15 protein-coding genes are annotated in these 11,751 nt (G+C 42.3%); 4 read left to right on the forward strand and 11 right to left on the reverse strand.

Features of this window, described 5'->3' with window-relative positions; translation table 11 throughout:
* Window positions 1-24 precede the first annotated feature (24 nt).
* The 8 genes from atpG to ADA42_RS05325 form a co-directional block, all read right to left on the reverse strand.
* Window positions 25-894 (reverse strand): F0F1 ATP synthase subunit gamma, encoded by an 870-nt coding sequence (gene atpG, locus ADA42_RS05290; RefSeq protein ID WP_004941554.1) that lies wholly within the window; start codon window positions 892-894, stop codon window positions 25-27.
* Window positions 895-971: 77 nt separating this feature from the next.
* Entirely contained in the window at window positions 972-2,516 is a 1,545-nt protein-coding gene (atpA, locus tag ADA42_RS05295; protein ID WP_004941557.1) for a F0F1 ATP synthase subunit alpha, read from the reverse strand.
* 45 nt (window positions 2,517-2,561) lie between these two features.
* The gene (locus ADA42_RS05300; protein WP_004941560.1) at window positions 2,562-3,098 is read right to left on the reverse strand and encodes a F0F1 ATP synthase subunit delta; all 537 of its coding nucleotides are present in this window, start codon (window positions 3,096-3,098) and stop codon (window positions 2,562-2,564) included.
* Between the two features lie 11 nt (window positions 3,099-3,109).
* Window positions 3,110-3,580: a F0F1 ATP synthase subunit B gene (locus tag ADA42_RS05305; protein WP_004941564.1), complete on the reverse strand. Its 471-nt coding sequence runs from the start codon at window positions 3,578-3,580 to the stop codon at window positions 3,110-3,112.
* Window positions 3,581-3,619: 39 nt separating this feature from the next.
* Complete coding sequence (gene atpE / locus ADA42_RS05310) at window positions 3,620-3,865, reverse strand: F0F1 ATP synthase subunit C (RefSeq protein ID WP_000424060.1); 246 nt, start codon at window positions 3,863-3,865, stop codon at window positions 3,620-3,622.
* 84 nt (window positions 3,866-3,949) lie between these two features.
* Window positions 3,950-4,825 carry a F0F1 ATP synthase subunit A gene (gene atpB / locus ADA42_RS05315; protein WP_004941567.1) on the reverse strand — a complete coding sequence of 292 codons (876 nt, stop codon included), beginning with the start codon at window positions 4,823-4,825 and terminating at the stop codon, window positions 3,950-3,952.
* Between the two features lie 102 nt (window positions 4,826-4,927).
* A complete protein-coding gene (locus ADA42_RS05320) occupies window positions 4,928-5,326 on the reverse strand; it encodes an ATP synthase subunit I (protein ID WP_004941569.1) in 399 nt (132 codons plus the stop codon).
* A gap of 172 nt (window positions 5,327-5,498) precedes the next feature.
* A complete protein-coding gene (locus ADA42_RS05325) occupies window positions 5,499-6,341 on the reverse strand; it encodes a metal ABC transporter solute-binding protein, Zn/Mn family (RefSeq protein ID WP_048763967.1) in 843 nt (280 codons plus the stop codon).
* A 122-nt stretch (window positions 6,342-6,463) separates the two neighbouring features.
* Between ADA42_RS05325 and ADA42_RS05330 the strand changes: the two genes are divergently transcribed.
* The 3 genes from ADA42_RS05330 to znuB are packed head-to-tail and all read left to right on the forward strand — an operon-like array spanning window position 6,464 to window position 8,544.
* Complete coding sequence (locus ADA42_RS05330; protein WP_004941573.1) at window positions 6,464-6,961, forward strand: transcriptional repressor; 498 nt, start codon at window positions 6,464-6,466, stop codon at window positions 6,959-6,961.
* Window positions 6,934-7,722 (forward strand): zinc ABC transporter ATP-binding protein ZnuC, encoded by a 789-nt coding sequence (gene znuC / locus ADA42_RS05335; protein ID WP_004941575.1) that lies wholly within the window; start codon window positions 6,934-6,936, stop codon window positions 7,720-7,722. Before ADA42_RS05330 ends, znuC begins: the two co-directional genes overlap by 28 nt.
* Before the next feature lie 3 nt (window positions 7,723-7,725).
* Entirely contained in the window at window positions 7,726-8,544 is an 819-nt protein-coding gene (gene znuB / locus ADA42_RS05340) for a zinc ABC transporter permease subunit ZnuB (protein ID WP_048763968.1), read from the forward strand.
* Window positions 8,545-8,554: 10 nt separating this feature from the next.
* On the opposite strand, the gene ADA42_RS05345 is transcribed toward znuB, so the two are convergent.
* On the reverse strand, window positions 8,555-9,181 hold the full coding sequence (locus tag ADA42_RS05345; RefSeq protein WP_025095882.1) for a LysE family transporter: 627 nt from the start codon (window positions 9,179-9,181) through the stop codon (window positions 8,555-8,557).
* 152 nt (window positions 9,182-9,333) lie between these two features.
* On the opposite strand from ADA42_RS05345, the gene ADA42_RS05350 reads away from it, so the two are divergent.
* Complete coding sequence (locus ADA42_RS05350) at window positions 9,334-10,254, forward strand: Dyp-type peroxidase (protein WP_048763971.1); 921 nt, start codon at window positions 9,334-9,336, stop codon at window positions 10,252-10,254.
* Window positions 10,255-10,299: 45 nt separating this feature from the next.
* Here the strand turns inward: ADA42_RS05350 and ADA42_RS05355 are convergent, their stop codons facing one another.
* Together ADA42_RS05355 and ADA42_RS05360 are read right to left on the reverse strand one after the other, a co-directional pair.
* Window positions 10,300-10,998, reverse strand: a complete 699-nt coding sequence (locus tag ADA42_RS05355) for a hypothetical protein (protein ID WP_048763973.1) — start codon at window positions 10,996-10,998, stop codon at window positions 10,300-10,302.
* Window positions 10,999-11,065: 67 nt separating this feature from the next.
* A partial coding sequence (locus tag ADA42_RS05360; RefSeq protein ID WP_048763974.1) for a hypothetical protein occupies window positions 11,066-11,751 on the reverse strand: 686 nt, incomplete at its 5' end.

Genomic DNA, 11,751 nt, shown 5'->3' on the forward strand with positions numbered 1-11,751 from the left:
CTCCTCAATTCAAACTTAATAATGTTAAACGGCAGCGGCACCGCCAACGATCTCGGAAATTTCCTGAGTAATCGCGGCTTGACGCAGCTTGTTGTAAATGAGTTGTAGGTCTTTAATCAATTGTCCTGCGTTGTCTGTCGCTGCTTTCATTGCGACCATACGAGCTGATTGCTCACATGCAACGTTTTCAATTACACCTTGATAAACCATCGACTCGATATAGCGAACCAACAAACCATTTAACAATTGTTCTGCTTCTGGTTCGTAGATATAGTCCCAACCATAAGTACGGTTGAGGTTATCGCTTTCTTCTGCTGGTGCTAAAGGAACAAGTTGTTCAACTTTAGGCTGCTGAGTCATTGCATTGACGAAGCCATTTGACACAAGGTAGATACGATCTAACTCGCCTTTGTCAAATGCATCAAGCATGACCTGTACTGAGCCTGTCAACTGTTCAAGACTTGGCGCATCGCCAAGCTGGGTCGTTGCACCAAGCACTTTACCGCCGTAATTCTTAAAAAACGAAACCGCTTTTTGACCAATCAAAGCAAATTCAACTTCAATTGACTGCTGTTGTTGTGCTTTGACATGCTGCACAACTTTCTTGAACAAGTTAATGTTCAAGCCACCTGCCAAACCACGATCTGAAGACACCACGATATAGCCAACACGCTTAACAGGGCGATCAACCATATAACGATGTTTGTATTCAGGGTTTGCTTGGACCAAGTGAGCAATTACACGGCGCATATTATCGGCATACGGACGGCCTTGGGCCATGCGCTCTTGCGCACGACGCATTTTAGAAGCAGCCACCATTTGCATCGCGCGAGTAATCTTTTGCGTGCTCTTGATACTGGCTACTTTGGCGCGAATTTCTTTTAAATTTGCCATACGCTTAACCTAGTAGTCGAAAGCTCTTTCGAGCCTTCGAAGGTTGATCCGTGAACCAAACTTAACTAAAGATAAACTTAGTAAGTTTGAGTCGCTTTGAAGCTCTCAATACCTGATTTGATTGCTGCTTCGATGTCTTTGTTGTAATCACCAGTTTCATCGATCTGTTGCATCAAAGGCGCATATTCAGAACGGAAGTAAGAAATTAGCGCAGCATCAAAGTCTACGATTTTCTTCACTTCTACGTCAGCCATGTAGCCTTCGTTAGATGCATAAACAGAAACAGCTTGGTCTGCAATTGAGTAAGGCGCATATTGTTTCTGCTTCATTAACTCAGTTACACGTTGACCATGCTCAAGTTGTTTACGCGTTGCTTCGTCAAGGTCAGAAGCAAACTGAGCAAACGCAGCCAATTCACGATATTGTGCAAGAGCGGTACGGATACCACCAGACAATTTCTTGATGATCTTGGTTTGAGCTGAACCACCAACACGCGATACCGAAATACCCGCGTTCACAGCAGGACGAATACCCGCGTTGAACAATGATGTTTCAAGGAAGATCTGGCCGTCGGTAATCGAAATTACGTTGGTTGGTACGAATGCAGATACGTCACCCGCTTGAGTTTCAATGATTGGCAATGCAGTCAAAGAACCGGTTTGACCCGTTACTGCGCCATTCGTGAATTTCTCAACGTAGTCAGCTGAAACGCGCGAAGCACGCTCAAGAAGACGAGAGTGAAGATAGAATACGTCACCTGGATATGCTTCACGACCTGGTGGACGACGAAGAAGCAATGAGATTTGACGGTAAGCAACAGCTTGCTTAGACAAATCATCGTAAATGATCAACGCATCTTCACCGCGGTCACGGAAGTATTCACCCATTGTACAGCCTGAGTACGGTGCCAAGTACTGCATAGCAGCAGGATCAGCAGCCGCAGCAGCGACAACAGTGGTGTACGCCATAGCGCCAGTTTCTTCAAGCTTACGCACTACGTTTGCGATGGTCGATTGTTTTTGACCAATTGCAACGTATACGCATTTAATGCCTGAATGTTTCTGAGCGATGATCGCATCGATCGCCATTGCTGTTTTACCAGTTTGACGGTCACCAATGATCAACTCACGCTGGCCACGACCTACAGGGATCATGGTATCAACTGATTTATAACCAGTTTGAACAGGTTCGTCGACCGATTGACGCCAAATTACGCCTGGTGCTACTTTTTCAACAGCATCAGTTAATTTCGCATCAATTGGGCCTTTACCATCAATTGGGTTACCCAAAGCATCTACGACACGGCCAAGAAGTTCAGGACCAACTGGCACTTCAAGTACACGACCGGTACAACGAGCTTTTTGACCTTCTTGAAGGCTTAGGTAGTTACCTAAAACAACGGCACCCACTGAATCCTGTTCTAGGTTCAGTGCCATACCAAATAAGCCGCCGTCAAATTCGATCATTTCACCGTACATTGCGTCAGCAAGACCGTGAATGCGCACGATACCGTCAGATACCATGACGATGGTACCTTCGTTCTTCGCGGTCGCGCTGGTGTCCAGATCGCCTATACGCTGTTTAATGAGCGCACTGATCTCGGATGGATTCAGTTGTTGCATTGCGCTATTCCTCAATCTTTTTAAAGTTCAGTCTTCTTTTATGCATTATGCAAGAAGACGAGTCCGCATTTTTTCAAGCTTGTTCAGCGCAGAATCATCTATCACTTGATCGCCTGCACGAATAACAACACCTGCAATTAATGCAGGCTTCACTTCTACTGCGATCGTCACAGAGCTGTTATAACGCTTTTCGAGAGCAGTTTTTAACAGTTGTTCTTGTTCAGCAGACAATGGAAATGCCGATTCAATCACGACATCTACCACGTTGTTATTCTGTGATTTAAGCTCTTCGTATTCTTCTGCGATTTCTGGCAAAAGAATCAAACGATCATTATCAGCAAGAAGCGTCAAAAAATTTGACACTGCTTGTGATTGATCTTCACCTAAAATTTTAGCGAAAAGCTCAACTTGCTCTGAAGGAGTAAGTTCAGGACGATTCAAATAAGCGGAAAATGCTTCGTCTTGCACCGCTGCACTGAGCACTTGTAATGCTGTGGACCAGTTATCTGTCGCACCCTGCTCAGAAGCGTAAGCAAAAGCTGCTTTAGCGTACGGGCGTGCCAACGTCAAGAGTTCAGCCATACTTCCCTCGCTTAAAGTTTAGCAGCCAGCTGTTCAAGCATGGCAGCATGAGCTTGTTGATCAACTTGCTGGCTCAGAATTTTTTCTGCACCATCAACTGCCAAAGCAGCCACTTGTTGACGTAATTCTTCGCGAGCAGCATTGATTTCTTGATCAACAGTCTCTTTTGACTGTTGACGAATACGTTCACCTTCAGCAGTTGCTTGGGTGCGCGCTTCTTCAATCAATTGTGCTGCACGACGGTTCGCTTGTTCGATCAATTGAGCCGCTTGTGCTTTAGCAGCATCAAGCTCTTGCTTAACTTGCGCCTGAGCATCAGCGAGATCCGCCTTTGCTTTTTCAGCAGCATTTAAGCCATCAGCGATTTTGCGCTGACGCTCACTAATCGCATTGATTAGTGGTGGCCAAACGAATTTCATGCAGAATGCGACGAAAATCGCAAATGCAATCGCTTGACCAATCAATGTGAGGTTAATATTCATAGCAATTCCTCAAAATGGTGGATTTCGGAATTAAGATGATTAACCTACAAACGGATTAGCGAAGATGAAGAACAAGCCAATACCAACACCGATCATAGGCACAGCATCAAGAAGACCTGCGATTAAGAACATACGAGTTTGAAGTTGTGGAGCAAGTTCTGGTTGACGAGCAACAGCTTCTAAAAAGCGACCACCTAAAAGACCAAAACCAATCGCAGTACCTAAAGCACCGAAAGCGATCAAGATAGCAGATGCAATTGCAACTAGACCTAAAGTGAGTTCCATGAAAAATTCCTCAGAGGTTAGGTTATTACCAAATTAAACTAAAAATTGTACCTAGCTATCCCTATGATAACTAGGGATAAACCATTAATGCTTTTCGCTTGCCATGCTCAAGTATACGATGGTCAGCATCATGAAAATGAATGCCTGCAACGTGATGACGAGAATGTGGAAGATTGCCCAAGGCACGGACAATGCCCATTGAATCCAAAACGGTAAAAGTGCGATCAAGATGAAAATCAACTCACCCGCATACATGTTACCGAAAAGTCGTAGAGCCAATGAAATTGGTCGTGCAAGGAAAGTTACCAATTCCAGAATTAAGTTCACTGGAATCAACAACGCTTTTGCAACTGGGTTACTTGGATTAAATGGGTTAAGTGCCAATTCACCAACAAATCCGCCAATGCCTTTCTCACGAATGCTGTAAAACAAAATCAGCACAAATACAGACAGCGACATACCTAGGGTAATGTTCGGGTCAGTAGATGGTACGATTTTGAAATAAACATGGTGAGGGTCCATGCCAAACACGTGTGCACCAATAATTTGAGCCAACATCGGCACCCAATCCACAGGGATAAGGTCCATCAAGTTCATGAGGAAAATCCACACAAAAATGGTCAAAGCAAGAGGCGCAATCAGACGTGATTTACCATGGAAGGTATCGCGAACGCTGGAATCAACAAACTCGATAATCATTTCGATTGCAGATTGGAATTTTGATGGCACATCCGCTTTTGCAGCTTTTGCAGCACACCAGAAAACCAAACAGAAAATGATACCAAGGCCGATTGACCAACCCATCGAGTCCAAGTGAATAGCAGAAAACCCCATTTCTTGAGCTTCTTTTGCATTCTCAGCCAATTTCCAAGTTCCGTCCGGCATTTTGCCATAGGTCAAATTGGTCAAGTGATGCTTGATATACTCTGTCGAAGTAAGGGCATGTTCTTCAGCAGCCATAAATCACACCTGGTCAATGTCAATTACTAAAAAGAGTAGACGAATCTCGCAAGCTGCTTGATATCTCGTCACACTCAAAAAATTTTTCAACTTTTGATGTGCCTAAACTCGTTTTTGTAGACGTGACACCCAAAACGGAGCGACCCACGACATGGCTTGAACGAGAATAAAACCACAAAACAATGCCACCGGTGATAACGGTTTGACGTTGCTTAAAATTAAAATAAATCCAACGATCACGATTGCAAATTTTCCCAATATGCCTCGATACATATTGGAGAGAACCTGTCTAGATGCTCTAGCTCCAGCTGCACGGAATGACTGCCAACAAAAATATACGTGTGCAATCCAGCATACAAAAGCCCCCAAAGCAGCACTTAGTGCAGCAGTTGAGTCTTTCACTCCCCATGCAATCAAGCTAGAAACAGGGATCATTAATGCTTGTAAGAAGACCATTGCTTTCGCTAATCGTCGGTCAATCAAGCGACTAGGTCGGCTCATTGTTTATCCACTCACAGCATGAATGCTTGACAAGTTTCGCAGTTGATCGTTTTTAATCGCAGGCATTATAGAGCCCACCCCCTAAACATGCAATCATTTCCCGACCTAAGTCATGTTTTTTTCTAAGATTGCTTCGCGCTTCAAGAGTGGGAAGCGCTTCACAATAATGTGCTTATTTGCTTGCTGTTTGCACACATTTCACGGTTTGACTGGCCAGTTTCTGCCAAGCGACGACAAAGTCATTTTCGCCTGTCAGACTTTCGTCTACCGACTCAAAGACAATTGGGCTAAGTTTTTGATATTGGTTTTTGCTGGCATGTGCTTCGGCCATGAGGCACATTCTCTCACTTGGACGATTGTCATTTAAGTATTTGATTTGACCTACCGTTGGTGCTACATGTGGATCATCCGTCAATGCACCAGCAAATTTAAGATTCAGTGAGCGCTCTAGATATTGGTAGGCATCGTGATACGACCAGTAAGGTTTTGGTGTGGCAGTACTGTTGTACTTTTGCGCAGCCTGTAGCATGTCTCGGGCAAATAAGCGTGCGTTATTCCAGTATTTGGTTTTGTTTTCTGGCATTTGCTGCGAGCGTAATGCCGCAATAAAGAAGCCAATACGTACCGCATTATTAGGATCGAGCCATACATGCGTATCGATGGTATTGGCAATGGGTACCCCACGCGTGGTTCGTTGCGGGAGTGATGTGCCAATCTGGGAGTTAATGATGGAAACTGCTTTTGCGTTATTGTCGAGCAATTTAGCCAAAGGTGCTTCATGCGCCTTACCCAACCAGATCACCAAAGACGCATCTTGTATGGCTTTGCGGTGTGCAGGCGTCAACTGAACGTCATGCCCGGATTGATTGCTTAATAATAGTTGCGGTTCTTCCACGCCTGCCGTAATTTTTTGGGCAATCAAATATAAAGGATGAGTAGATACCACCAAGGGACCTTGTGCCCAACTGGCAGCACTTAAAAGAGTCAAACAACAAATCAGCACAAAACGCAACATGAGCAAATTAAAACCTAGATCTGGAACTGTGTTATATTATAACAAAATTGCAAAAATTCCTAAGCCTAATCGTAACATCTATGAGTTCATGTTAATATTTGATAAAACTACGAGGTTGTCTTATGAGCTCCTGTTCCCACGAACATCACAATGCATTACATGGTGTCCATGACCATCACAATGTAGCTGCGCGTCTGGCTGAAGCAGAAAGCTTATGTGCCGCAGCGGGAGCACGCTTAACACCATTACGTAAAGAAGTTCTGGAACTGATCTTAAATGCATCGGGTCCGATGGGTGCCTACGACTTGCTTGCGAAAATTAAAAGCGATTCTGACCGCCCTGCTGCCCCGCCGACAGTTTACCGAACGTTGGATTTTTTACTTGAAAAAGGTCTAATCCATCGTTTGACGTCAATCAATGCCTATATTCCTTGTTGTCATCCACGTGAAGGGCATCAGGCTGCATTCCTGATTTGTACCGAATGTCATGTGGTAAAAGAAGCATCTTCTCAAGGCCTTACCAGCCAACTCAATCAGCTGGCCGCCTCTGATCAGTTCAGTGCGCAGCATACGATTATTGAAATTTCTGGAAAATGTCAGCAGTGCACCCAGCCGCGTTAACCTCTGAGCTTATTCGCTTAGATGGAATTTTTGTTCATCGCGATGACAGAGATATCCTTAAAAATATTGACTTTGCCTTGCATCAAAATGAAATTGTGACCTTGATTGGTCCCAACGGTGCAGGAAAGTCGACTTTAATTAAAGTATTACTGGGCATTACCAAGCCCACGCAAGGCAAAATCCGCACCGCCAAAAAACTCAAGATGGCCTATGTGCCACAGAAATTCAATCCTTCACACAGTTTACCGCTGCGGGTAAAAGATCTGCTCGACCTAGAAAAGTGCAGTAAGTCGTTGCGGGATGAAATTGTCCAAGATACGGGCATTGCCAAATTGCTTTTAGCTAAAGTACAGCAATTGTCTGGCGGTGAACGACAACGTGTGCTGTTAGCACGTGCGTTATTGCGTCAACCGGATATTTTGGTTCTGGATGAGCCGATGCAAGGTCTCGATATTCAGTCAGAGGCCGAGCTTTATGATTACGTACGTAGTCTTCCCGAGCGCTATGGCTGCGCTATTTTGATGGTGTCGCATGACTTACAGTGGGTCATGCAAGGTACACAGCGCGTGATCTGCCTTAACAAACATATTTGTTGTAGCGGCTTGCCTGAAAGTGTTCAGCAACATCCTGAATACTTGGCAATTTTTGGCGGTCAGCGCGTGCCCTATCAACATCATCACGATCATTGTGCCCATGGCGACCATGTGGAGCCTTGTGCACATCTTGATCACCCTCATATTCATCCCGAACCGGAAGCTTAATCCATGACCGAGTGGCTACAACTCCTCCTTCCCGCATGGACGATGGGCACTTTACTGGTATTTTTGACCGCGCCGTTGGGCTGTCTGATGCTGTGGCGCAGAATGTCCTTTTTTGCAGACACCATGGCCCACGGCACGTTACTCGGTGTTGCGGTGGCAGGTGCTCTGAGTTTACCGTTATGGTTTGGCGTCACCCTGCTGGCTTTGTTGCTGGTGGGTATTTTATGGGTCTTACATGATCCACGCTTACCCAACGATGCTTTACTGGCATTGTGTTCAGCGACGCTACTCTGCTCAGGATTATTGTTTATTCAATATTTACCTAGCTTACGCCCTGAATTGCTCAGCTACTTATTTGGTGACCTGCTCACCATTAGCTGGGATGAGTTACCAATCTTTGTAATCGTGATTGGTTTTGCGCTGTGCACTTTGTATCGGTATTGGCAAGCACAAATCCAGATCGCGATTGATCCAGATATCGCCATTAGTGAAGGTGTAAATGCCAAATGGCAACGCTTGATTTTCATGTTGCTGTTGGCCTTATTTACAGTGCTTGCGCTACGTGCTGTAGGTTCTCTGCTGATGGGCGCTTTACTGGTTATTCCAGCCTTGACGGCACGTCTGGTGGCGCACTCCCCTAAACAAATGGTGATCTGGGCATTTGTGTTTGCTCAACTGGGTGTGAGTATTGGACTCTGGTCCAGCGCGGGCTTAAACATTGCTACAGGCTTAAGTATTGTAATTTGTATGTCGATGTTGTTTATCGCAATTTTTCTGGTTCAAAAAATTAAGGCGCGCCGTAAGCAACCCAAATATTTATAAGTATCAGGGTTTAGTGCGTTTGATTGACCATGCTCAGCAAGAGCGCTGCGCCACTAAACATCACCGCAAAGCTGCGATTCAGATATTTTTGCTGTCGCGGTGAGCGCAATAAGCGCAGCACCTTGGCAGCCAATCCGGTGTATCCCGCCATTACAATCAAATCGATCAGCACCATAGTTAGGGCCATAATGCCGTACTGTGGTGCTTGCGGGCGCGCTAGATCAATAAATTGTGGCAATACCGCGAGTAAGAACACGATCGCTTTTGGATTACTGATATTGACAACAAAACCCTTGAGGATCAGACGCTGACGAGAAATTTCAAGTTGCTCGGAATGAATCTGAATCGATTGAACAGGCGCCGTCCATTGTAAATAGGCCAAATAGAGTAAATAACCGATTCCAAACCATTTCACCAGTAAAAAAGCCCACGGTGTTGTGGTAAACAGTACGCCCACACCGGCTGCAACAATTCCAATTTGCACCAAAAGTGCTAACTGTAGGCCAAGTGCGTTCCAATAGCCACGACGAAAGCCATAATTCAAACCACTCGACATTGAGGCGATCGCACCTGCGCCGGGAGATAGACTAATCACCCAACACGCCAGCATATAGCCTATCCAAACTTGAAATGACATAACCTGAACATAAAGCAAAAATGGGATTATACCTGTTGTATAAATCCGATTCTAATCATCGATAAAAATATCGTTACCGCGTATTTAATATGCAGCAAAGATACGGCACAATAGAGAAATATTGAATTTAAATAATGCTTTAGGAGTTACTGGTGACTGCTCAATCTGTCATTCTTCCCCTACCCTCAGATCATGCGCGTTTTATTGTTTTAAACTTGGGTAGCTTGTCGGTAGAAGGCTTAAAGAAACAATTACAGGCTTTATTGACAACCCGCGATCGATTGATCACACAACATCCCAATGCGCAGATCAAAACAGGTGTAGCATTTGGTGCAGCTTTGTGGAAACAGCTTTATACACAGACTCCTGAAGGGTTTAAGTCACTTGAACCGATTCACGGTACTTTTCATATGCCCGCAGTGCCCGCCGATGTGCTCATTCATATTGCCAGTACTCGAGCAGATATCTGTTTTGCTTTAAGTCAGGCTTTTTTTGAAGGCATACAGGATCAAGTAGAAGTTTTGGATGAACGTGTATGCTTTAGATACTTCGATGGTCGCGATATCACGGGCTTTATAGATGGCACTGAAAATCCACAGTTTCCAGACGATCGTGCAGAAACAGCATTACTGGGTGATGAACATACAATTTTTACAGATGGAAGTTTTGTTTTCGCACAGCGTTATGCACATGACCTTGAAAAGTGGAAAAAACTCAAAGTTGATGCGCAAGAACAGGTGATGGGACGCACCAAACTGGAATCTATTGAACTTGATGACCATGTAAAACCAGATAATGCCCATGTTGCACGAACAGTGGTAGAAGATGATGAAGGTGAAGAATTAGAAATTCTGCGCCATAGCCTGCCTTATGGCGATGGAAAAGGCGATCAAGGTTTATTTTTTATTGCCTATACCAAAGATCTGAGCAGAATTGATCAAATGCTAGAGCGCATGTTTGGAACCAGTGGCGATGGTATTCATGACCGACTGCTGCATTTTGTGACACCACTGGATGGTGCATATTATTTTGCACCGAGTGAAGAGGTGTTGGAGGGTGTTTTAGAGGGTTAGAAAAATTAAGGAGAAGTTGATGATTTCAATTTCTCCTTAATCACATTAATTTTCTTTCTGAGCCTCTAAAACACCTATGGTCTCACAACCTAATGTAGATGAAATACATTTAAGATTAGCATTCAAAGTAACCTTGAATGGTAAAGTTTTTCCATCCTTATAAGTTTTAACATTTGCAAGATACGTATACTGTCCTTTCTTAGCATCATATATTACCTGATCACCCATGAGTAGGTCTGTTTTCTCATTACCTTCATCACTATTAGAGAGTATTACTGGTATTTCAGTGAAATTATTATCTTTTATGTTATATAGATAAGTTGTGACCTGAAATTTTTTAAAAGGAACTCTAACGTAATCGATAGTACCGATTTCTTTTATTCTAAAAGCAAAGAAACTTTTATCATAATATAGTAAAGTAAAATCAACATTAGACTTCAAAGGAGTTGTTGTTTCAAATAAATTATACACATATTTTCCATTTAAAACTTGCACCCCATATTTCTTTAATGTATAGGTAATATTTTTCTTTGTTTTTTCAATATTTCCAAAATCAGTTAATTTTATTTTAAAATTGGGGCTAATAACAGAATATTTATTATACGTATCTATATATTCGACAGGCGAATTAATTTGAGTAGCATCTTGTAAATGATCACTCCATGAAGGATTTTCTTTTGCATAACCGATATTAAAACAAACACTACTAGCAATCATAACATTCAAAAAATATAATTTATTCATCACAATAAATTCAGATAAAACTATAAAAATAGTGATGATAAAACACCACTATATTTTATTAAAAAAATTAATTTAAAATGACTTTAATACCATTAAAATATACATTCTGACCACTATCTATTTTAAACGACTTAACTTCACCCAATGCCTTGGTTTTAAATAGACCATCTAAAAAGTAAGATAAATATATACTTTGTTGCTCACTATCGCCTTCACTATATTTCAAAACATATAAAATTTTATTACCAGTAGAAGCATTAATGTAAGTTGTATCAAATCCTTTTTCATTTATAAGAAAGCGAAGATCACTATTTTTATCATTCTCTGATATTTCTTTTAGCCTATCAACTGTTAAGATATTTTCTTTACACTTTAATCCATTACACATAAATTTTTTCTTGTCAAATGAAATTGGAAAATTTTCATTTTCATATTTTATGATTTTTTCTTTTTGTACTTTTTTAAAAAAACTGTTATCATTTGGATTGAATGTATAACATTCATTTTCAACATTTACATTATTATCTTGATATGAGAATGTTGTACCTGACAGACAAACTTTATTATTATTTTGATTAAATTTAATAATTGAAGGCTTAGTGGCGATTTCTTCCAATCTATCATTAATAAAATAACCAACAGATTGCTCTAATGGATATACTCTTTTAGTTGTCGGATCTAATACAACAAAGTATTTAATTTTCCTAGGTAACCCGAATCGCGGATAAGCAATTGACTTGAAAAATAAGAGGA

Source organism: Acinetobacter sp. 243_ASPC (assembly GCF_001054715.1).
In the GTDB taxonomy this organism is placed as follows: Bacteria; Pseudomonadota; Gammaproteobacteria; order Pseudomonadales; family Moraxellaceae; genus Acinetobacter; species Acinetobacter soli.